The organism is Pseudomonas arvensis (assembly GCF_056688935.1).
In genome coordinates, this window is sequence record NZ_CP162038.1 from 5,164,028 (window position 1) to 5,184,406 (window position 20,379).

The following is a 20,379-nucleotide window of genomic DNA, read 5'->3' on the forward strand; positions in this document are numbered from 1 at the left end:
AGGAATAATCCTTGCCTGCTTTTTACACGTCGCTGCAACACCCCGCAGCTTCGTCTGTGCGCCGCCTACCCGGTTCAGCGCACCCGTATATTTGGAGATACACAATGTCTACCTCTCCCGTCACCTTGATGGTTGCGCGCCGCGTCGCCAAAGGGCGCTACGAAGAACTGATGGCCTGGCTGCGCGAAGGCGAGCAATTGGCCACCGACTTCCCCGGTTACCTGGGTTCCGGCGTGCTGGCACCGCCGCCCAACGATGACGAATTCCAGATCATTTTCCGTTTCGCCGATGAAAAGACCCTGCACGCCTGGGAGTTTTCCGCCTCCCGCGGTGCGTGGCTGAGCCGTGGCAGCGAGTTGTTTGCCGACCCATCCGAGCACCGCGTAAGTGGCATCGACGGCTGGTTTGGTGCGGCCGGCGCGCGTCCGCCGCGCTGGAAACAGGCGGTGGCGATCTGGCTGGCGTTTTTCCCGGTGTCGCTGCTGTTCAATTTCGTCCTGGGGCCATTGCTCAATCAGCTCGACCTGGTGCCGCGCGTGCTGGTCAGCACGATGGCACTCACGCCGCTGATGGTTTACTGGTTCATTCCGCTGTCGACCCACCTGCTGGCGAACTGGCTGCATCCCGCGCCAACACCGCGCAAGGCCGCCGAAGCGGCGGCGTGAGTACAGGGGCGACCCGTCGCTGGTATGATTTGCGCCTGCCAGCGACGCGAGCCTCCCATGACTGCAACCCATGCACCGATCCTGATCACCGGCGCCGGCCAACGTGTCGGCCTGCATTGCGCCCAGCGCCTGCTGGACGAAGGCCAACCGGTGATTTTCAGCTATCGCAGCGAACGCCCCGGTGTGCAGGCCCTGCGCGAACGGGGTGCGGTCGGTGTGTTTGCCGACTTCTCCAACGAAGCTGGAATCCTGACGTTTATCGCTGACCTGCAGACCCATACTCAAAGCCTGCGCGCGATCATCCACAACGCCTCGGCCTGGGTCGCGGAAACCCCGGGCGACGAAAGCCGCGCCTTCAGCGACATGTTCAGCGTGCACATGCTTGCGCCGTACCTGATCAACCTGCATTGTTCACCCCTGCTGCAACGTTCTTCACCAGCCGACATCGTGCACATCAGCGATGACGTGGTGCGCAAGGGCAGCCGCCAGCACATTGCCTACTGCGCCACCAAGGCCGGGCTCGATAGCCTTACGCTGTCATTTGCCGCGCAGTTCGCGCCGCTGATCAAGGTCAACGGCATCGCCCCGGCGATGGTGATGTTCAACGAAGACGACGACGCGGCCTATCGCAGCAAGGTCTTGGCCAAGTCTGCCCTGGGCATCGAGCCCGGTCCCGAGGTGATCTACCAGAGCGTGCGCTACTTGCTGGACAACCCCTATGTCACCGGTACCACCCTGACCGTCAACGGCGGGCGGCATATCAAGTAAGCCGTATGTGAGGATGTTGTATGACCTTGTCCCTGCCCCAACACTACCGCGAGATTCTCAAAGGCCTCGGCGAAGACCCAGAGCGCGAAGGCTTGCTCGACACGCCCAAGCGCGCCGCCAAAGCCATGCAGTACCTGTGTCATGGCTATGAGCAGAACCTGGAAGAGATCGTCAACGGGGCGCTGTTCTCTTCCGATAACGACGAGATGGTGATCCTCAAGGACATCGAGTTGTACTCGCTGTGCGAACACCACCTGCTGCCCTTTATCGGCAAGGCCCATGTGGCCTATATTCCGACTGGCAAGGTGCTGGGCCTGTCGAAACTGGCGCGTATCGTCGACATGTTCGCCCGGCGCCTGCAGATCCAGGAAAACCTCACGCGGCAGATCGCCGACGCCATCCAGGACGTGACCCAGGCCGCCGGTGTGGCCGTGGTGATCGAAGCCAGGCACATGTGCATGATGATGCGCGGCGTGGAGAAACAGAATTCAACCATGAACACCTCGGTGATGCTCGGCGCTTTCCGCGAGTCGAACACCACGCGCATGGAGTTCCTGCAACTGATTGGACGGAGCAAGTAGCAATGCCACAACTTCAACCAGGCATGGCGCGCATCCGGGTCAAGGACCTGTGCCTGCGCACCTTTATCGGCATCAACGAGGACGAGATCCTCAACAAGCAGGATGTGTTGATCAACCTGACCATCCTGTACGCCGCCCAGGAGGCGGTGCGCGACAACGATATCGACCACGCGCTGAACTACCGCACCATCACCAAGGCGATCATCGCTCATGTGGAAGGCAACCGCTTTGCCCTGCTGGAGCGTCTGACCCAGGAACTGCTGGACCTGGTGATGAGCAATGAATCGGTGCTGTATGCCGAGGTCGAAGTGGACAAGCCCCATGCGCTGCGCTTTGCCGAGTCGGTTTCGATTACCCTGGCGGCCAGCCGCTGACATTCAAGTGAACCCTATGAACGATCAACAACGCCTCGAACTCGAAGCTGCCGCCTTCCGCCGGCTGGTGGCCCATCTGGACAGCCGCAAGGATGTGCAGAACATCGATCTGATGAACCTCTCCGGTTTCTGCCGTAACTGCCTGTCAAAGTGGTACAAGGCCGAGGCCGACGAGCGCCACATCGAGCTGAGCCTCGATGATGCCCGTGAAGTGGTGTACGGCATGCCGTACGCCGACTGGAAAGCCCAATACCAGAAAGAAGCCAACGCCGACCAACAGGCGGCGTTCGCCAAAGGAAAAACCCATGACTGATCTGAACACCCTGCGCGCCAGCCTCAACAGCGGTGACCATGCTTTTGCCGATACCCTGGCGTTTGTTGCCGCAGGGTATGACTACCAGCCACAAGCCTTCACCAACGGCGCGGTGGAAAACGCTGCCGGGCAGAATGAAGGGTCGTGCAAGACGCTGGGTCTGGCGGTGCTGGAAGGCTTGAGTGACCAGGAAGCGCTGCTGGCGTTTGGCGAGCATTACCGCTCGGTAATCGCTACGCCTGAGGGCAGCGACCACGGCAATATCCGCGCATTGATCGCCAATGGCCTGGCCGGTGTGAAATTCAGCGCGCAGCCCCTGACCCGCAAATCCTAAGTCAGACGCAGATCAAAATGTGGGAGGGGGCTTGCCCTAATGCCAGTCAGTTAAGGGCGAACACCGTACCTGTGGCGAGGGAGCTTGCTCCCGCTGGGGCGCGAAGCGGCCCCAAAAATGGGACTGCTGCGCAGTCCAACGGGAGCAAGCTCCCTCGCCACAGGTTACTTTTTGCCCTTTTATCTCTTAACTGACCGGCATTAGGGCTTGCCCCCTCCCACATTGTTTTACGGCGTTTGTTAGAACGAAGCGTCCTTCAGGCCGTCGAGGTAACGCTCGGCATCCAGTGCGGCCATGCAACCGGCGCCAGCCGAGGTAATGGCCTGACGGTACACATGGTCAGCCACGTCGCCGGCCGCGAAGATGCCTTCGATGTTGGTGGCAGTCGCATTGCCTTCACGGCCGCCCTGCACCACCAGGTAGCCGTCTTTGGCTTCCAGCACGCCTTCGAACAACGAGGTGTTCGGGGTGTGGCCGATGGCGATGAACACGCCGTCGACTGTCAGCTCGTCGAAGCTGCCGTCGTTGTTCTTCAGGCGGGCACCGGTCACGCCCATGTTGTCGCCCAGGACTTCATCCAGGGTGGCGTTGAGCTTGAGGATGATCTTGCCTTCAGCGACACGGGCGTGCAGCTTGTCGATCAGGATCTTCTCGGCGCGGAAGGTCTCGCGACGGTGAACCAGGGTCACGGTGCTGGCGATGTTGGCCAGGTACAGCGCCTCTTCCACAGCCGTGTTGCCGCCGCCGACGACCGCAACTGGCTTGTTGCGGTAGAAGAAACCGTCGCAGGTCGCGCAGGCAGAAACGCCTTTGCCCATGAACGCTTCTTCCGATGGCAGGCCCAGGTAACGAGCGCTTGCGCCAGTGGCGATGATCAGCGCGTCACAGGTGTAGACGCCACTGTCGCCGGTCAGGCTGTAAGGTTTTTGGGAGAAGTCGACCTGGTTGATGTGATCAAACACGATCTCGGTTTCAAAGCGCTCGGCGTGTTCTTTCATACGCTCCATCAGCACCGGGCCGGTCAAACCGTGGACGTCGCCCGGCCAGTTGTCGACTTCCGTGGTGGTGGTCAACTGACCGCCCGCCTGCATGCCGGTGATCAGCAGCGGCTTGAGGTTGGCCCGGGCAGCGTAGACCGCAGCGCTGTAACCGGCAGGGCCGGAACCGAGAATAATCACTCGCGAATGACGGGTATCAGACATGACTCACTCCTATCGACCGCCCGGACTACAAGGCGGCTGGAATAAAAAAGGACTGCGAAGCACTTGGGGAAGGCTTTAACTCGCAGATCCTGAAAATAATGGGTGCAGCGTATAGAGGGGGGCAAGATTAAGGAAATACGGTTTAACAATCCAGCTCATAGGCGGTCTCTATGCTGTCAGTTGGCCTGATCGACGCCTTTGTTAACTTTGATGTCGCGGCTTTCACCTTGAATGCAAAGCCGGTAAGGTCGGCGCGATCGTCATTTTGCTCGGAGTTCTCCATGCCCGCCCCTGTTCTTTCCGGCCCGCAATACCTGCGTGAAGGCCTCAAACTGGTATTGAGCCCCAGCCTGCGGCTGTTTGTGCTGCTGCCCCTGGCGATCAACCTGGTGCTGTTCGTCGGATTGATCTACTTCGCCGGTCATCAGTTCAGCCTGTGGGTCGACCACTTGATGCCGACGCTGCCGAGCTGGCTGAGTTTTCTTAACTACCTGTTATGGCCCTTGTTTGTGGTGTTGGTGGTGCTGATGGTGTTTTTCACCTTCACCATGCTCGCCAATATCATCGCGGCACCGTTCAATGGCTTTCTCTCGGAGAAAGTCGAAGTGGTGGTGCGCGGTACCGATGACTTCCCCGCGTTCAGTTGGGGCGAGCTGATCGCCATGGTGCCGCGCACCCTGGCTCGGGAAATGCGCAAGCTGGGCTACTTTCTCCCGCGGGCGATCGGTCTGTTTATCCTGTCGTTTATCCCCGTTGTGAACCTGATTGCGGCGCCGCTGTGGCTGCTGTTCGGCGTGTGGATGATGGCGATCCAGTACATCGACTACCCGGCGGATAACCACAAGCTGGGCTGGAACGAAATGCTCGCCTGGCTGCGCCAGAAACGCTGGCAGAGCATGAGCTTCGGCGGCATTGTTTACCTGGTGCTGCTGGTGCCGGTGGTCAACCTGCTGATGATGCCGGCAGCGGTGGCTGGCGCGACCTTGTTCTGGGTGCGTGAGCAAGGTGCCGAGACGATGGCACGGCAGACTGTAGCCAAGTCATAAATCCATCGAACAACCGCTTTCGACCGCTTGTCTGAACAGCCCTTTCCCAGCCCACTGATACACAAGGCTGGTACATATGGCACTGATAGCACAACCATTCCGGCACCCCGACTCTGGTATCTATTACCTAAGGCGCAGGGTGCCAGATGACATACGACCGGTGATTGGCAGAACTGAAATTCGCCGCTCGCTGAATACACGGAATCACCACGAAGCGAAGGCAGCCTTTGCGCTTGCATACGCTGAGTCAGAGCGCTTTTTCCATCAGGTACGCAACGACAATTCTGTCCCAGTCGGAATTCCGCTCTGTAACGCCTTCTCCATGACGAACTGCGCCCATACAAAACCTGAATACGAAACCGCCAGTTCAACCAAACCCAACGCCATCAGGCTCTCAGAAACATTTCTTCGGTATACGGAATCAATAGGACTAGCGAGCAAACCTGCTCACGTGATCCGACGCCACACTGTTGACTATAAAAGGGCGGTTGATAGGTTCATCGCCCTGGTGGCAGACCACAACATTGCTGAAATCGGGCCAAAGCACATCCAAGACTTTGCGGAGAAGCTAACTAAATCATTTGTAAAACACAGCAACACGCCGCTGGCAACATCATCGATTCGGCTCATTATTGCCCGACTTTCATCTGTCTTTTCTTATGCAGTTGATACAGGACTGATGGCGCATAATCCCGTAAGCACATCGCGCATCAACAAGCGACTAGGGTCATCGAAACCGAAGAGGATGCTCGACGATGACAAGGGTTATGAATGGAATGAGTTAATCAAAATTTTCAGTCAACCCGAGTTCAAAGCTCTACGACATACAACGGGCCGACCTGGTAATGCGCTGTTTTGGTTACCAATAATCGCAGCCTACACCGGTGCGAGGCGCGAAGAAATTAGCCAATTGTATGTATGTGACTTACGACAAGACACCAAAGGGCAATGGTTTATGCGGATCGATGATGACAAACCAGACAAATCCGTCAAGACCGAAGGAAGCCGACGCGATATTCCTCTGCATGATGACCTGCTTACCCTAGGTATACTGGAGCTGGTAGCCGGTAAGGACCGGGAATCCCGCTTATTTCCCCAATTGGTAAAGGTATCCGATGGCTTTGCGGGCATCGTTTCCAAAGCGTGGCGTCCAATGGTTATCCGTTGGGGTGTGTATCGAAAAGGTCGCCATCCCCTTCACGGTTTCCGGCATACATTCAAGACGCTTGCCCGAGAATACGGGATCGCGAAAGAAGTTTCTGACTGGATTACCGGCCACGCGTCTGGACACATTGGTGATAGCTATGGCATTAATCCATTGTCACGAATGTCCGAAGAAATCCGGAAACTACCGAGCATTGCGAAAGCAGCAGGTCTGTTACCCACCGCTGAAGAGATCACAAGCGAAAAGGGTAATTCAGATCAATTTCGTTTGACGAAGGACGTGCCAACTAATCACATAGAATAATTTTATAGAATAAGGCTTTGGACTTTCCCAAAGCCTTGCACACCATGACTTTGATGCAACTACAACTCACAAAACAAGGTCCCCACCGAGCAATACATCCAAACATTTGATGCAATTCACCCTCAACCTTACCTAAACACAAAGCCTTACAGATAAGTGCTAGTTATCAACCAATCAAAATTCATCCTAGCCAATGTTTATCAAGGCCCAAACTCGTGCAAAGATGGTGACAAGCAATCACGCTTTCATCTGAATTCAAAATGAACAAAACTATTCACATCGCTTTATCTCGACCCGGGACGGGTAAAACTCACAACGCGTGCCGAGTCGTTCCTCAGTGGCTGGCTACCGGCAAACAAGTGTTATTTGTGGTACCAACGATATCTCTCGCGGATGAAGTTTTCAAAAAACTATGCGCCCTCGGGCTTACACCATTGAAAATTGATAGCGGAGATGGAGTTGCTGCAATTGCAACATTAAACAAAAGCCTTGACCTTACCGAAGCTAACAATCTGATCGTATGTCAACAGGCAGCATTCCACCAGTGTAGAACCAATCACCTAAAGAACTGGATCGCGATTGTTGACGAGTTACCGACTCCAGTAAGGCCACAAGCTAACAAGGTAAAGAGTTCCCAGTTATCAGCATTACAATACCTTGACGTTGGCTTGTGCGGCCGCGTGACAATCAAATCAGGTTGCACAAAAAAAGTAGAAGATGAGCTGCGTGCATTTAATACAAACTCAAACGGTGCCGGACCGACATCATTGCTATCGAAGGATGCCCTCCAAATATACGAAGCAGCACTTGCTCGCCAAGAGATTTTCATTTCGAACGAAGATGATTCAAAGTATTCCCTAGTATACTTTGCTGATGAAGCTGGTTTTTTCGACAGATTCAAGCACTGCCGTGAAGTACATCTACTTACTGCTACATGGACTGGATCGCTTTTTGAGTGGTTCGCAAACGCACATGGCTTTAACTACCAAAAATCGAGCCTGACACCACACAAACCATCGAAACACAGAAAGAAAATCACAATTTACCCTATGCTGACATCAGATCAGTGTAGCAAGTCGGTTTTGAACTCCCCTTACAAACCAGAGAATGCAAACCAAGTAGTCGAAACAGGAACCCGCAACATTCAAGTTATTGCCGACTTAGTTTCCGAAATAGTTGATCCTGGTCGTCAATGCCTGGTATTCGTACAAGACTGGGCAAAACTTGACTACAAGAACAATTTAATTAAATGCAATATGGATAGCCGTGGGTTAAATCTTTGGTCGCACGTACACGATGCATTATGCATGTTTCACGGAAACCACGTCACCATTGCCACAAAGTGCTTGATGCAATTGGCTGAAAAATATAACCAGTCCTATGAATCACTGCGTAATGCATGGACGCAAACGTACCTGTTCGATGCAACGCTTCAAAACGTATACCGCTGCTCGTTACGAGACCAAACGTCCACCGCAGACGTGATTCTTTACGTACAAACCTACGAAGTGGCCGAATATTTGATCAACACGTACCTGGAAGGTGCAGTCATTGATATGAAATATGCACGTACATACAGAAAGCTTGAAGCCCCAGGGCCAAAGCCTGAACCGGGTAAATCCGAAGCAATGCGTTTGCTGGCAACTGGTTTGAAGCCTGCCGTCGTTGCAAAACGCACTGAAATTTCAGTAAACACAATATACAACTACAATAAAGAGCGAAAACAGACCAGCATGAAAATTAGTTCGGCACTCAGAATTAGTTAATTCTCTTATAATCTTTAAAGGGATCATACTAAAAATCAAAAACATCCATTCGCGCAGCGAATAATTCGGGCGCGTAGCGAACGAATTCGTTAACCGATTTTAGATTCTAAATGTATACTGCCTGATCCCTTGCAGGGCAAGGGATACTCCGCTTCGCGTCGTATGTTTGATTATACAATCAATACTTTCAACCATACTCCAGCAACGTTCTAGCAACGTTCTGCATCAACCAACCCTGTACAAGCCTCTAGATCAATTTAGGAGTTGATCTAGGTCAAACCGCCACGGGTTACCCCGAAATCGTTTTCGGCCTCCAAAACGCCGTATAATCGTTCATGGCGCATGCTCCGCATTGCACGCTCGTCACCTCGCATGCAGTTCCAGAATATCGATCATCTAATACAACATCCAAGTATCAATTCAGTGAACTTCCGTAAAAACCGATCCAATCCTTAGCAGTCACAAGCTAAACTTTGCAAGCTCGTAAATACATTCAAAACAGATCAGTTTTGGGTCTCCTTTCACAAAGCCAAATCTTCTGGCGTAAATGTCATTTGAAATGATCGGTACTTGAGTGTATCAATAGGTTTCATTTCCTGCATTTCAGTCAGTCGCCCAATGTTCTTGACTGCTGCTACTGCTGATTTATCAAATGCCAAGTCACCACTGGATTTCGCTACGTCAACTGATGTGACAGTACCATCTGGACTGATGCTGATTTGCAGTTCAACGACCATTTCCTGCCTTACAGATGGCGGCCGTGACCAGCCCTCGGAAGCTCTGGACTTAATAAGTTCGTCAAAGTGAGCAGCCAGATCAGGATATTGTTGTTTGATGGATATAGGTGTTGGTATAGGTGCGGTATTCGGCTGTCTGACTGGCTGTTTTACGATTTTCTTATTAGTAGTTAACCGTTCAATAACTAGCGTTCCGTACATATCTGTACCTACCACACGAACAAACTGCCCTTGTAGTTTTCGCCCATTGAAATCGCCTTCTTGCTGTTTGACCGCAACCCTCAAATTGTCACGCCCTCCCAATATGTAACAAAGGCCATCACCGCACGCAGTTATTGCGAACTCTTTATCCAGTTCGAATGCTTTGTTTTTGAACCAGTTTAATTCTTGGTTTTGGTTGCTTGCAAATGCCCTTGACAGCCCACCCCAGTACATCACGTTGTTGGCGTCTTCCAGTGCTTTCAAATTTGTTTCACTGTAACTCTGCCCAAGTGCAATCGCAGGCAAAAACATCAAGGCCGAAATAATTTTTCGCATAATACTTCCATTATTCTAATTATTGACAAGCCAGATAACACTATTAGCAAGAAGCGTTCCATGTGAAGCCCCCGCTAACGGGCATAAATATCTAGCGATGTGTGTTATTGAACAGGCGGTTTGTTTTGGTTAATAACTTGCTTCACAAACATCAGTTCTTGTACATCAACCATACTAACCCCATTACGATTCCGACCCAGACGGCGGCGATTGACGACCACTTCAATGCGGACAGAAAGCCCGCACCGCTTGCATTACCAAATCTGAAGCCAAGACCCCATCGCCACCACTTGTTCACTGCGTAAGCTACCGGTGGGGCTGCTAAGAGGAATGCCCATAGCAAATCATCAGATGTGCCCTTGCCAGTTTGGGTGGCTGATACAGCGCTGGATGCGGTTCCTGATGCCATTAAAAACCAGGCTTGTCGAAAAATTGTCATGCGATTCGTCCTTGAAAGTCAGTTGCTTGAATTGGTCTGGGGGCGCAGACGGCGTAAGGTCGCGGGCATCCCAGCCAAGAATAAGATCAGCGCAGCCACCAGCATGATGAAGGCCGTCAGTACGCCAACGCCCAATGCTTGTCTGATGTCCGAGACGTACCCAAATTCTAGTGAACAGATTCCGGCCACACTGGCTACGGGCATGCTGATCGCTGCGATAAAGATTGCGGTGTAGAGCTTCATACTGACCTCGGTTTCAGTGAATTTTATCTCAATATTCACAGTATACTGTGAGGACGTATCCACAGCCATCACCGACAGTTACCCGTCTTTAAGACCGGACTGTAAAAGTGGATATCGGCGTAGCTTTCGGTAAGGTCCTTCGCCAGAAGCGTAGGGACGCCGGACTGACCCAGGAACAGCTTGCCCATGAGGCTGATGTGCAGCGCAATTATGTCAGCTTGATCGAGCGAGGAATTCACCATCCCACAATTGCAGTTGTGTTCAAGCTTGCACATGCATTGCGATGCCCTCCATCCGTTCTCATATCGGATTTAGAGAAAGCAGTTAGCGATACCCCAGAGTCAAATTGATTGCTGCTTTGCCCCTACAATGGGATTTAGTCTGATGGTGTTGTGTGAGAATAGGCACAGGGTGAGCGCCCAACACAGAGAATATTTCCATGGTGCATTGCACAGCGATACCCCGGCTAAAAGATGCTACGGCCCTGCAACGATTGAAGTTTCAAATGTCACTTCGCAAACAAGGCTGGCAGCGAGCACCTGATTACTCAGTCTGGACTACCACCTACCAAGATGAATTGAACCGGGCTCCCATTGCCAAGAAAGTAGATCAAGCCCTGAGACAGGCCGCTCACCATGCCAGCCTGCCCACTATCGCTTACGTGGTGCAGATTGGTGACAGTCCGCTGATCCAAATCCGGTAGCTCATACAGCGTGAGTTGGGGTTGGTTATGCAGCCTTGGGGCGAAAGCCTCGGTATATCCACCTTGTGGTGGTAAACACGATGAAAATGACGAGGTTAGTGATGGCCCATATAACTAGAATGGCCCCAGCCCATTCCAGACGCCTAACAGGTACTCGCTCCACTTCATCGTTATACTCGATTGCCGTTTTTCTATAGGTCAGCACTACATCATCTTTTTTAAAGCCGAGGCAGAGTGATGGTGGCGTTTCTGGTGCTAGCTTGTGGCCTTGGTAGTAGAGGTTACAGTCACCCCAGAACGTTAAGCGTGCTTGATACCTGTCTTTGACCTCGGACTGACTGGGGTAGAAATCCATACCGCCTAGGGTGATGCCGACTAGTAGTATTACTGCCCCCACAATCCACAGCCGTTGCCACCCGCTCAGCCTAGTCATTCTTCAGTTCTCCTTGATCGTGAGCGGATTATCCATCCTAGCGATGTGTCGGCATAGAGACTCACACCAACGTCGTCGGCGCACTAGAGACGCTGTACACGACCAATGAAGGCATCGCCAGCATGATCCGGACACTCCGAAGGTAGTATCATCAAATGACCGTTTGGTGATGCGCGAAATTGGTCGCCTTAAACGTATCAACAAAATAACCTTGCACATATAACGATACCACCCTACAGTGATACCACGTTTAATGATACGTGAGTACATCCCATGTCCCGCACATTTCTATACTGCCGTGTTTCAACATCCACTCAGTTCACTGCAAACCAAATACAAGAAGTGAAAGCAGCCGGATTCGACGTACAGGCAAGCCGGGTAATAGAAGAAGTCATATCGGGCAGCATCGCTGCCAGTGAACGCCAAGGGTTTCAAAAGCTATTGGATCGAATGGAAACAGGTGACGTACTGATTGTGACCAAACTGGACCGATTGGGTCGAAATGCAATGGATGTGCGTCAGACCGTTGAACATCTAGCAGGAATTGGAATTCGAGTACATTGCTTAGCATTAGGCGGCGTAGACCTGACCAGTCCGGCAGGCAAGATGACAATGCAGGTTTTGAGCGCCGTAGCTGAGTTTGAACGTGATCTGCTGATAGAACGTACTCAGCAAGGATTGATACGTGCCAAAGCTGAAGGAAAGCAGCTTGGTCGCCCAATCGCGGTAGATACTACAAACAAAGTGCAACGGTTAAAAAAGCAGGGGTTAATCCAGACACAGGTTGCCAGCGAACTAGGCATTGGGATTGCAACTGTCAAGCGTCACTGGAACACCCCCGGCACCCCTACGGGGGTCTAGATAAACGCCACCACCCTATTTGGGGTAAAGGGTAGATGGGTCCCATGCACGCTTGTACACCTACAACAATAAAAGTAAAGACTAAATATCAAGCATACATACTCATACGGCTGGGGCTGGGGCCACACCAGCGTCAATAGCATCCTTTGCCAAGCTATCATAATAACGCTTAGTAAGTTCCGACTGAAGAAAATCATCATTCAACAATTTCAAAAATAATGTTTGCGATGTTTTAGTACGCAAGTTGAACCGCTCTCCATCATCCGTTAGTTTAAACCGTCCTCGCAGGGCGGGGTGCGTACTTGCAAAACTGATGACTTCCGCGTTGGGGATCAGATTTAGAACCGGTGAAGCACTAGCGGCACGGACAAGCTTTCTCGAAAATGAAATATCATCCAGCCGGTCGGAAAGAACCTGTACATTATCAACAAGATCAGCCTGCCTGATATTTTCAATCCCTTTTGCAGCAATATTCTTAATAGCTTCATGAAATCCAAAAAAACGTTCCAACGCCTTCAAGTCCAAAATATAGTATTGACCATCTATTTTGAAGAACTCGAACTTTGCATTTATTTTCAACACGTCTTCATCAAGCTTTTTGAATCGATTGGTTCCGCGAGAACGCATCAAATTAAACCCTGTATCCTTTCTCAGCAATGACACCGGATATTGGTATTTGTAAAGCGCCATTTGATGTTCTGTATTACCAAGCAGAACCAGTATACCTTCAAGATTATTCAAATTATCATTGGCAAATGAAAACTCTTCAAAGTCATCCGCTGCTATGATGTTTCGCAGGTGTTGTAACTCCACAGGAACATCTGGTATATCATAATGATATATGGTTTCCCTGCGCTCATCCGCATTCGACAATTTGATCAGGGAAATCTCATCATTTAGAAGTATCTTATTGGTAATCGTATCTACAAACATTTTGGTTAGTTCTGCTTGGGGCACCTCGTCTATATCAGCCTTTTTAATTTGCATGCCATTATCAGAATCCAAAAGGAAAAATATTTCAGAACCGCAACCATCCGCTACAACTGCTGCTATTTTTGTTTTCAGATCGTCAATTGACATTACGCTTTCCTTACGAAGTAGACTTTATCATCTAGTCCCAAGCGACTTACTTGGTCCCCTTCAGCCAAACGTTCCTTTGAAATAACCACAACACCTTCAACCAATCCCAGACGCGTCTGCAAATTGACCTTATATACTCTAAATCCGAGTACAGCCAATGTAGGATTAGCATAAAACTTATCAGTCTTAACGTATATCACACCTATAACAAACAACAATATTCCCAAAGCAAGCAAATATCTGAAGCTGGTCAAATTGAAACAAATTAAAGGAATGATGTAAGTTGTTAGAAATGTAAGATGCTCATAATTCACATCTTCGATTTTCACAACTCTAGAAGCAATACTTTTACTTCCGGCGACCCGATAATCAAATCGAAAATAATACAAGGTGCCAAAAGCCAGAAACCCGAATGCAATAACAGAAATTATATTTCTCTGTAGTAAAGATGCCAAGCCTATAAACTTACAGTCTTCACCATAGCAAAATGGCACATCAATCGTAATTACGATAATTAAAAGAAATAAAAACCATAGCGAAAGTATATACAACTCAAACTTTTCACCACTGCCGCTGATCCGCATTGAGTCATCATCCCTTCGCCCAAGCTAGCTCATATATATGTCTATTTTCTCTACCGTATTCGATATCGAGATAGATGTCCATAGGCCAGCACAAAGCAATCTGCCATGAATACATGGCAGATGCGTGGGAGTGATTTTTGGGGGCGTCAGCGTTTCGGAGATGGTGAAGAATTTCGATTTTTGCCGACGATATTACTCGCCTTCTGCTTTGATGAATTGAGTCGACAGACTTGGTGCTCGTTCCCGAAGATAGGTGGAGGCATCATCCTCGATATCCTTCGCTTTCTCCGGCCGATCGGCAAGATTCATCGCCCATGAACGCCCTGGGTGTAAAACGTCCCAACGTGGACGCATGCCGGCGTGCCGACCTTTACCCGGATTATGGTTACCAAAACCATCGATTAGCGAATTCCAAACAGGGGTGAATCTCGCAATGATCAACGACTCTCCCAGAGGAATCCAAATATCGTCTACGACCAAAAACCGACAATGAAAATCATCGATACTCAGATTTTCTGCTGCGCGAATACTGTCTGCGTGCTCCTTCAATCGTTTTTGAAGAACCTTTCCAGGTGATGAACCTAAATCGCCACCCATACGGGCACCAGCAGGCACAGCTTTACCTACATAAATAGGCAACATGAACTGTCCATTTTGGTTCAATGACGCCAAACGCGCATACGCAGGAAAGTTGCCGGTGTAGTAAATCGCATACACACCTGCCCCGTCAAAAATGGGCAAAGCATTTAGAGGATGTACTTCCTTCGACAGCAACGCCTCTGCAACGCTGGCTCCCAGATTTTTCTTATCTAGCGGATTGAATGGAACGACCTTGCCCGTCATGCGACGTTTACCACCTTCTTGACGGTTTTTTGAATACGGATGATTTCAGCAATCGCCAATTTTTCCGCAACGCTCGACGCTACGTGCTGTGCCAACAATACAGGGACAGCATTGCCGAGCTGTCGCATGGTTTCGGACCAACTGCCATGGAACCGGAAACCGTCTGGGAACGTTTGAATACGGGCGCTTTCACGGACAGTGAAATAACGCACGTCTCCATTCTCCTTGACCAACATGTTCTCACCACCAGGTACGCCATGGTCACCAGCTTTCAGTGTTTTTGCTGGTAAATCTAACGGACTCCCAGTGTGGCCTGGGTAAGAGCGAGCCCCTCCCTGAAACGTATGGTTAGGCACTTTCAACGCTGCACGGGTTTCAGGATCAGGAAGATCAGCAATTGCATCACGAACTGTTCGCCATGGTGCTTTATCCACAGGAAACAGATCACTCTTCAACTTACGGACGCGTGACACCAGCTTTGCGGGAACTTCAGGCATTCTCAGACCGTGCCTGGCCCAGTATTCACCGGTAACCCACTGCGAATGCAACAAGGAATCATAGCTATGTGTCTCTTCCGGAAAGGACCATTCAACTCCAAGGTCGTCCCGAAATCCAACGATGAAGACCCTCTCCCTCTTCTGTGGTACGCCATAATCAGCAGCGTTCACAAGGGTTGGTACCACGTTGTAGGTGTGGCCTTTACCTTTGCGCTTACCAGAGGTTCGTTCGGCTTGCAGACGCATCAGATGGTCATGCCATCCCTCGTCCTTACGACGTGGTAACTCGGGGAACTCAAGCTGTAGCAAAATGTACTGGTAGTAATTTGCGAAAGCTGCACGCGTCAGACCTTTTACGTTTTCAACGATGAACGCTTTAGGCTTCAATCTGCGGATGATTTCAACGGTCGCAGGAAACATGTCACGACTGTCGTCGTATGCACCATGCTTACCGCCGATGGAGAACGGTTGACACGGAGGGCCACCGGCAAGCAATTCAATGCCCTCCGGGACGCTGCTCCAATCAAAACCACGCACGTCACCTTCGTGCAAATTCCAATGTTGCACCAATGGGTAGCCACGCTTCTGATTTTCGCGAACGGTATCGCAAGCCCACTTATCCCACTCAACGACAGCCAAATGTGAAAACCCAGCGATTTCACACCCCATAGCAAGGCCGCCCGCACCAGCGAATAGCTCAACGGATTTCATTGCGTGTTCCCCCGACCAAGAAAGCCATTCAGCATTTTCTCTAGTAAATTCAAATCTTTAAGCTCGCATTCCCAAATCACAAGAACATCCCATCCCAGTGAATTTAGCTGATGCAGCGTGCGTGTATCACGTTCCCTGTTGCCTTCCAATTTTGGAATCCAGAAGTCCAACCGAGACTTAGGTAATCGTGCGAGTGGGCAGCCATCATGTCGATGCCAAAAGCATCCATGGACGAAAATGACTTTCTTCCGACCTCTGAAAATAATGTCAGGGCTGCCTGGAAGGCTACGGTCGTGAAGCCGGTAGCGATACCCCATCGAAAAAAGTAGCCGTCGCACCACCATTTCCGGCTTGGTACCCTTTGACTTCACCCTAGCCATACGAAGGCTTCGATCAGAGGGGGTCAGCGTATCCACGAATCTTACCAGTCAGAAGGAATCCATTCATTATGAAATGCCCCGAATAGTGATGGCCTGATAACACTTGAAACGATGTTCGAAGGTATGAGGCCGGACCGCCCCTCATACCTGATGGCCATTACAGAGCGTTGCGCCTGCAATACTATCGTTGAGTTGCCCACGTTGGCATCAAACTCGGCTCGACCAACACATAGCTCAATCCGAGCACAATGGCCATAACGAGAAACCACATTTTCCCAGAGAAAAACATAGTGGCGCCAGTCAAAAACATCCAAAAACCTTGCAGTGGGCCATAGCTACGCTGGTTCATCAGTGCCAGATAGTGAAGCAGTGCGACCCCAGTGAAAACCATCACAAGAAAGATCAATGCCACACCAAAAACCTGAAAAATCATCAGGGACTGCCCGTATGTCGATAGGGTATGAACGTAAAAATCCAAAAACGTATGCTGAGATGCCAGTTGCGTTAGCTCAGGATCAAAAGATGCTTTTGCCAGCGATAGAAGGCGACCACAAACAGCAAGAATTACGACAGGCGCGGCTATGTAAACGCCCCAACTACTTGACGTGAACTGCCCTTTAACCAGAGAAACCAGGGCAGTGGTCAAGCTGAAAGACAGCAAAGTTGACAAAAGCGCCCAGAGACAATGATGCACAAGGTCGATATGTATCGCATATTTCCAGACCAGAAAGACCAGACCGAAACCTGCGGCGATTAGAACAGCCATAGCACCGCCACCATCGTCACCAGAACTTGAGCGTTGCTGGTTCACGACGACTTTTGTGATGTATGTATTTGTCGTCTGAGTCACGGTGACGGGTGCATTTACAGTTGGCGAATTAGTCACACCCGCGAACAAAGCACCAAAGACCACCCCCATCAAGGGTCCCCAAATCCAAGCCTGCATCGTTGCGTTTTCGATCAAATCCAAAATTGTCTGCATCAAATGTTCTCTGAGAGGTTTCATCCAAAACACTGGACAAATAACCAGTGATGGCCAATAAAACCATTTACCCGAAAGGAATGCAATTTTGACGTCAAAATCCCGTATCACCCTACCCAGCCTACATACCATTAAACCAACCGAGTCCGGGGAGCGATGAGACCAACCCAAGACTTTCAGTCCGTCCATATCGCTGATACATTTCCTATTCACTTCCTTGGGAAAGGGCTGTGAACGACGTGGCTTTCGGACGATGTATGCCCACTTTCCAATACATCGACTACCCGGCCGACAACCACAAGCTGGGCTGGAACGAGATGCTCGCGTGGCTGCGCGAGAAGCGCTGGCAGAGCATGAGCTTCGGCGGGATCGTTTATCTGGTGCTGCTGGTGCCGGTGGTCAACCTGCTGATGATGCCGGCGGCGGTGGCCGGGGCGACGCTGTTCTGGGTGCGCGAGCAAGGCGCCGAGGCGATGGCCACGCCTAAGGTGCCCAGGTCATAAATCCATCATCTGGATGACACAATGGCGACATGGCCCACCGGGACACTGTGGGTCATGACGACAGCTTCGCTCCATATCACCCTGATCACCGAAACCTTCCCGCCAGAGATCAACGGGGTGGCCAATACCCTTGGTCGCCTGTGCGACGGTTTGCGTGCGCGCGGCCATCAAGTCGAGCTCGTGCGCCCACGCCAGGGCGCTGATCAGAGCCGGCTCAGCGACGACGAACTCTTGCTGTGCCGCGGCTGGCCGCTGCCGGGTTATCCAGGCCTGCAATGGGGCCAGTCGTCGATGCACAAGTTACTGCGACGGTGGACACGCCAACGCCCGGACGTGCTCTACATCGCCACCGAAGGCCCGCTGGGATTGTCCGCACTGCGTGCAGCACGCCGCCTGGGAATCAGTGTGGTCAGTGGCTTTCACACCAACTTCCAGCAGTATTCGAACCAGTACGGCTTGAGCCTGCTGAGCCGTGTGGTCACGCATTACCTGCGCTGGTTTCACAACCGTTCGACCCTGACCCTGGTGCCCAGCGCCAGCCAACGCCTGGAGTTGGAGCGCCGGCATTTCGAGCGCCTTGGCATGTTGTCGCGCGGTGTCGACAGCCAGTTGTTCCACCCGGCCAAGCGTGACAATGCACTGCGTGAAAGCTGGGGTCTGGAGAACGACGATATTGCTGTGCTGCACGTTGGCCGCCTGGCCCAGGAGAAAAACCTCGGGCTGCTCAAGCGCTGCGTCGATGCGCTTCAAGCTACGTATCCATCGCGCCGCATGAAGCTGATCATCGTCGGCGACGGCCCGCAACGCGCACTGCTTGAGCGCGATCTGCCCGACGCGGTGTTCTGCGGAACTCAACGCGGCGAAGAGCTGGCACGGCATTACGCCTGCGGTGACCTGTTTCTGTTTCCCAGCCTGACCGAAACCTTCGGCAACGTCGTGCTGGAAGCCATGGCTTCAGGTCTTGGTGTGGTGGCCTACGATCAAGCGGCCGCAAGCCAGCACCTGCGACACGGCTATAGCGGCGCACTGGCGATGCCGGGGGATGAAGATGCGTTTTGCGATGCGGCCATCTGGCTACTGGAAGAGCGCGAAACGTTGCGCAGGGCGCGCCTGAACGCGCGCCAACATGCCAGTCGCCAGGGCTGGCCGGCGATTATCGAACAGTTTGAACGCCAGTTGCGCGGCGTGTGCAAGGACGGCCACCCAGTGCCCGCCCTGACGCCACTCAGACCAGAGTCGTCAACGCCTCACGACTGAACGGCAGAATGTCGCCCTCGCGACCTTCACGCACCTTCACGGCCCAATCCGGGTCAACCAACAGCGCACGACCTACGGCAACCAGATCAAACTCGTCGTTATTCAGACGCTCCAGCAGTTTTTCCAGGCTGGCCGGCTGCGCGACCTTGTCGGTGTTGACCATGAACTGCAGGAACTCTCCGTCCAGCCCGACGCTGCCGACGGTGATGGTCGGTTTGCCGGTGAGCTGGCGGGCCCAGCCGGCCAGGTTGAGGTCGGAACCTTCGAATTCCGGCTCCCAGAAACGGCGGGTGGAACAGTGGAAAATATCCACGCCGGCGTCGGACAAAGGCTTGAGGAATTCACCCAATGCCTCAGGGGTTTGCACCAGACGCGCGCTGTAGTCCTGCTGCTTCCACTGGGAGAAACGGAAGATGATCGGGAAATCCGGGCCAACGGCGGCGCGGGTGGCCTCGATCAGTTCGATGGCAAACCGCGAGCGGTTGGCGAGGCTGCCGCCGTATTCGTCGGTACGCTGGTTGCTGCCTTCCCAGAAGAACTGATCGACCAGGTAGCCGTGGGCGCCGTGGATTTCCACACCGTCCATGCCGATGCTTTGGGCGTCTTTGGCGGCTTGGGCGAAGGCGTTGATCACGTCCTTGATGTCCTGGGCGGTCATGCCGTGGACGACCACGTTGCCGTCCTTGAGTTTTTCCATCGGACCGTAGGCGGGAACGCTGGCGTCAGGCTCGGTGCCGATACGGCGCACGCTGCCTACATGCCACAGTTGCGGGACTATCTTGCCGCCTTCGGCGTGTACCGCATCGACCACTTTCTTCCAGCCGGCCAAGGCCGCTTCACCATAGAAATGCGGGACATTCGGGTAGCCGTTGGAGGCTTGGTGACCGACCACAGTGCCTTCGGTGATGATCAGGCCCACGCCAGCGGCAGCGCGGCGACGGTAGTATTCGATCACTTTGGAATTGGGTACGCCACCTGGAGAAAACGAGCGGGTCATCGGCGCCATGACCACGCGGGTCGACAGTTGCAATGCGCCGAGCTGGAAAGGTTTGAACAAGGCTTGGACGGGCAT

General features: G+C 52.2%; 22 protein-coding genes and 2 pseudogenes. 13 read left to right on the forward strand and 11 right to left on the reverse strand.

The window, feature by feature from the left end:
• Positions 1-104 precede the first annotated feature (104 nt).
• The 6 genes from AB3G88_RS23410 to AB3G88_RS23435 are packed head-to-tail and all read left to right on the forward strand — an operon-like array spanning position 105 to position 3,035.
• Positions 105-665, forward strand: coding sequence for a putative antibiotic biosynthesis monooxygenase (locus AB3G88_RS23410; RefSeq protein WP_480451867.1), 561 nt, complete (start codon positions 105-107; stop codon positions 663-665).
• Positions 666-722: 57 nt separating this feature from the next.
• Positions 723-1,433, forward strand: coding sequence for a dihydromonapterin reductase (gene folM / locus AB3G88_RS23415; protein ID WP_191948323.1), 711 nt, complete (start codon positions 723-725; stop codon positions 1,431-1,433).
• A gap of 20 nt (positions 1,434-1,453) precedes the next feature.
• On the forward strand, positions 1,454-2,014 hold the full coding sequence (folE, locus tag AB3G88_RS23420) for a GTP cyclohydrolase I FolE (RefSeq protein WP_099587260.1): 561 nt from the start codon (positions 1,454-1,456) through the stop codon (positions 2,012-2,014).
• Positions 2,015-2,016: 2 nt separating this feature from the next.
• On the forward strand, positions 2,017-2,388 hold the full coding sequence (gene folX, locus AB3G88_RS23425; RefSeq protein ID WP_003194073.1) for a dihydroneopterin triphosphate 2'-epimerase: 372 nt from the start codon (positions 2,017-2,019) through the stop codon (positions 2,386-2,388).
• Between the two features lie 16 nt (positions 2,389-2,404).
• Positions 2,405-2,701: a DUF1244 domain-containing protein gene (locus tag AB3G88_RS23430; protein ID WP_143522584.1), complete on the forward strand. Its 297-nt coding sequence runs from the start codon at positions 2,405-2,407 to the stop codon at positions 2,699-2,701.
• Positions 2,694-3,035: a HopJ type III effector protein gene (locus AB3G88_RS23435; protein ID WP_178075430.1), complete on the forward strand. Its 342-nt coding sequence runs from the start codon at positions 2,694-2,696 to the stop codon at positions 3,033-3,035. The genes AB3G88_RS23430 and AB3G88_RS23435 overlap by 8 nt, the downstream gene beginning before the upstream one ends.
• 239 nt (positions 3,036-3,274) lie before the next feature.
• Here AB3G88_RS23435 and trxB read toward each other — a convergent pair whose 3' ends face one another.
• Entirely contained in the window at positions 3,275-4,237 is a 963-nt protein-coding gene (trxB, locus tag AB3G88_RS23440; RefSeq protein ID WP_480451870.1) for a thioredoxin-disulfide reductase, read from the reverse strand.
• A 281-nt stretch (positions 4,238-4,518) separates the two neighbouring features.
• Here trxB and cysZ point away from each other — a divergent pair, with 281 nt between their 5' ends.
• From cysZ to AB3G88_RS23455, 3 genes are all read left to right on the forward strand, one after another.
• Entirely contained in the window at positions 4,519-5,283 is a 765-nt protein-coding gene (gene cysZ, locus AB3G88_RS23445; protein WP_480451872.1) for a sulfate transporter CysZ, read from the forward strand.
• A 76-nt stretch (positions 5,284-5,359) separates the two neighbouring features.
• The gene (locus AB3G88_RS23450; protein WP_158683648.1) at positions 5,360-6,751 is read left to right on the forward strand and encodes a site-specific integrase; all 1,392 of its coding nucleotides are present in this window, start codon (positions 5,360-5,362) and stop codon (positions 6,749-6,751) included.
• A gap of 260 nt (positions 6,752-7,011) precedes the next feature.
• A complete protein-coding gene (locus tag AB3G88_RS23455; RefSeq protein ID WP_480451874.1) occupies positions 7,012-8,517 on the forward strand; it encodes a DEAD/DEAH box helicase in 1,506 nt (501 codons plus the stop codon).
• A gap of 521 nt (positions 8,518-9,038) precedes the next feature.
• Here the strand turns inward: AB3G88_RS23455 and AB3G88_RS23460 are convergent.
• Positions 9,039-9,329, reverse strand: a pseudogene (locus AB3G88_RS23460) (energy transducer TonB family protein); the annotation flags it as partial.
• A 919-nt stretch (positions 9,330-10,248) separates the two neighbouring features.
• Positions 10,249-10,473: a hypothetical protein gene (locus AB3G88_RS23465; RefSeq protein ID WP_158683650.1), complete on the reverse strand. Its 225-nt coding sequence runs from the start codon at positions 10,471-10,473 to the stop codon at positions 10,249-10,251.
• A gap of 107 nt (positions 10,474-10,580) precedes the next feature.
• Between AB3G88_RS23465 and AB3G88_RS23470 the strand changes: the two genes are divergently transcribed.
• Positions 10,581-10,823: a helix-turn-helix domain-containing protein gene (locus AB3G88_RS23470; RefSeq protein WP_104994793.1), complete on the forward strand. Its 243-nt coding sequence runs from the start codon at positions 10,581-10,583 to the stop codon at positions 10,821-10,823.
• A gap of 378 nt (positions 10,824-11,201) precedes the next feature.
• On the opposite strand, the gene AB3G88_RS23475 is transcribed toward AB3G88_RS23470, so the two are convergent.
• Positions 11,202-11,609 (reverse strand): hypothetical protein, encoded by a 408-nt coding sequence (locus AB3G88_RS23475; RefSeq protein ID WP_480451877.1) that lies wholly within the window; start codon positions 11,607-11,609, stop codon positions 11,202-11,204.
• Positions 11,610-11,882: 273 nt separating this feature from the next.
• Here AB3G88_RS23475 and AB3G88_RS23480 point away from each other — a divergent pair, with 273 nt between their 5' ends.
• Positions 11,883-12,470, forward strand: coding sequence for a recombinase family protein (locus tag AB3G88_RS23480; RefSeq protein WP_104994796.1), 588 nt, complete (start codon positions 11,883-11,885; stop codon positions 12,468-12,470).
• 102 nt (positions 12,471-12,572) lie between these two features.
• Here AB3G88_RS23480 and kwaB read toward each other — a convergent pair whose 3' ends face one another.
• The 6 genes from kwaB to AB3G88_RS23510 form a co-directional block, all read right to left on the reverse strand.
• On the reverse strand, positions 12,573-13,550 hold the full coding sequence (gene kwaB, locus AB3G88_RS23485) for an anti-phage protein KwaB (RefSeq protein WP_480451879.1): 978 nt from the start codon (positions 13,548-13,550) through the stop codon (positions 12,573-12,575).
• The gene (gene kwaA, locus AB3G88_RS23490; RefSeq protein ID WP_480451881.1) at positions 13,550-14,134 is read right to left on the reverse strand and encodes an anti-phage protein KwaA; all 585 of its coding nucleotides are present in this window, start codon (positions 14,132-14,134) and stop codon (positions 13,550-13,552) included. Before kwaA ends, kwaB begins: the two co-directional genes overlap by 1 nt.
• A gap of 192 nt (positions 14,135-14,326) precedes the next feature.
• Positions 14,327-14,977, reverse strand: coding sequence for an Eco29kI family restriction endonuclease (locus AB3G88_RS23495; RefSeq protein ID WP_104994799.1), 651 nt, complete (start codon positions 14,975-14,977; stop codon positions 14,327-14,329).
• A complete protein-coding gene (locus tag AB3G88_RS23500; RefSeq protein ID WP_104994800.1) occupies positions 14,974-16,185 on the reverse strand; it encodes a DNA cytosine methyltransferase in 1,212 nt (403 codons plus the stop codon). The genes AB3G88_RS23495 and AB3G88_RS23500 overlap by 4 nt, the downstream gene beginning before the upstream one ends.
• Positions 16,182-16,601, reverse strand: a complete 420-nt coding sequence (locus tag AB3G88_RS23505) for a very short patch repair endonuclease (protein ID WP_104994801.1) — start codon at positions 16,599-16,601, stop codon at positions 16,182-16,184. The genes AB3G88_RS23500 and AB3G88_RS23505 overlap by 4 nt, the downstream gene beginning before the upstream one ends.
• Positions 16,602-16,746: 145 nt before the next feature.
• Positions 16,747-17,547 carry a hypothetical protein gene (locus AB3G88_RS23510; RefSeq protein WP_480451884.1) on the reverse strand — a complete coding sequence of 267 codons (801 nt, stop codon included), beginning with the start codon at positions 17,545-17,547 and terminating at the stop codon, positions 16,747-16,749.
• 263 nt (positions 17,548-17,810) lie between these two features.
• On the opposite strand from AB3G88_RS23510, the pseudogene AB3G88_RS23515 reads away from it, so the two are divergent.
• Together AB3G88_RS23515 and AB3G88_RS23520 are read left to right on the forward strand one after the other, a co-directional pair.
• Positions 17,811-18,050: pseudogene (locus AB3G88_RS23515) on the forward strand (EI24 domain-containing protein); the annotation flags it as partial.
• A 54-nt stretch (positions 18,051-18,104) separates the two neighbouring features.
• Positions 18,105-19,307: a glycosyltransferase family 4 protein gene (locus tag AB3G88_RS23520; RefSeq protein WP_099587300.1), complete on the forward strand. Its 1,203-nt coding sequence runs from the start codon at positions 18,105-18,107 to the stop codon at positions 19,305-19,307.
• Here the strand turns inward: AB3G88_RS23520 and AB3G88_RS23525 are convergent.
• Complete coding sequence (locus tag AB3G88_RS23525) at positions 19,276-20,379, reverse strand: NADH:flavin oxidoreductase (protein WP_480451887.1); 1,104 nt, start codon at positions 20,377-20,379, stop codon at positions 19,276-19,278. The genes AB3G88_RS23520 and AB3G88_RS23525 overlap by 32 nt on opposite strands.

Excerpts from the sequence above, each read along its gene's own strand:
- kwaA (WP_480451881.1), bottom strand. The coding sequence starts at position 14,134 with ATGCGGATCAGCGGCAGTGGTGAAAAGTTTGAGTTGTATATACTTTCG.
- AB3G88_RS23510 (WP_480451884.1), bottom strand. The coding sequence starts at position 17,547 with ATGCAGACAATTTTGGATTTGATCGAAAACGCAACGATGCAGGCTTGG.
- trxB (WP_480451870.1), bottom strand. The coding sequence starts at position 4,237 with ATGTCTGATACCCGTCATTCGCGAGTGATTATTCTCGGTTCCGGCCCT.
- AB3G88_RS23495 (WP_104994799.1), bottom strand. The coding sequence starts at position 14,977 with ATGACGGGCAAGGTCGTTCCATTCAATCCGCTAGATAAGAAAAATCTG.
- AB3G88_RS23450 (WP_158683648.1), top strand. The coding sequence starts at position 5,360 with ATGGCACTGATAGCACAACCATTCCGGCACCCCGACTCTGGTATCTAT.
- AB3G88_RS23525 (WP_480451887.1), bottom strand. The coding sequence starts at position 20,379 with ATGCCCGTCCAAGCCTTGTTCAAACCTTTCCAGCTCGGCGCATTGCAA.
- AB3G88_RS23465 (WP_158683650.1), bottom strand. The coding sequence starts at position 10,473 with ATGAAGCTCTACACCGCAATCTTTATCGCAGCGATCAGCATGCCCGTA.
- cysZ (WP_480451872.1), top strand. The coding sequence starts at position 4,519 with ATGCCCGCCCCTGTTCTTTCCGGCCCGCAATACCTGCGTGAAGGCCTC.
- AB3G88_RS23410 (WP_480451867.1), top strand. The coding sequence starts at position 105 with ATGTCTACCTCTCCCGTCACCTTGATGGTTGCGCGCCGCGTCGCCAAA.
- folM (WP_191948323.1), top strand. The coding sequence starts at position 723 with ATGACTGCAACCCATGCACCGATCCTGATCACCGGCGCCGGCCAACGT.
- AB3G88_RS23475 (WP_480451877.1), bottom strand. The coding sequence starts at position 11,609 with ATGACTAGGCTGAGCGGGTGGCAACGGCTGTGGATTGTGGGGGCAGTA.
- folE (WP_099587260.1), top strand. The coding sequence starts at position 1,454 with ATGACCTTGTCCCTGCCCCAACACTACCGCGAGATTCTCAAAGGCCTC.
- AB3G88_RS23520 (WP_099587300.1), top strand. The coding sequence starts at position 18,105 with ATGACGACAGCTTCGCTCCATATCACCCTGATCACCGAAACCTTCCCG.
- AB3G88_RS23430 (WP_143522584.1), top strand. The coding sequence starts at position 2,405 with ATGAACGATCAACAACGCCTCGAACTCGAAGCTGCCGCCTTCCGCCGG.
- AB3G88_RS23480 (WP_104994796.1), top strand. The coding sequence starts at position 11,883 with ATGTCCCGCACATTTCTATACTGCCGTGTTTCAACATCCACTCAGTTC.
- AB3G88_RS23455 (WP_480451874.1), top strand. The coding sequence starts at position 7,012 with ATGAACAAAACTATTCACATCGCTTTATCTCGACCCGGGACGGGTAAA.
- kwaB (WP_480451879.1), bottom strand. The coding sequence starts at position 13,550 with ATGTCAATTGACGATCTGAAAACAAAAATAGCAGCAGTTGTAGCGGAT.
- folX (WP_003194073.1), top strand. The coding sequence starts at position 2,017 with ATGCCACAACTTCAACCAGGCATGGCGCGCATCCGGGTCAAGGACCTG.
- AB3G88_RS23435 (WP_178075430.1), top strand. The coding sequence starts at position 2,694 with ATGACTGATCTGAACACCCTGCGCGCCAGCCTCAACAGCGGTGACCAT.
- AB3G88_RS23500 (WP_104994800.1), bottom strand. The coding sequence starts at position 16,185 with ATGAAATCCGTTGAGCTATTCGCTGGTGCGGGCGGCCTTGCTATGGGG.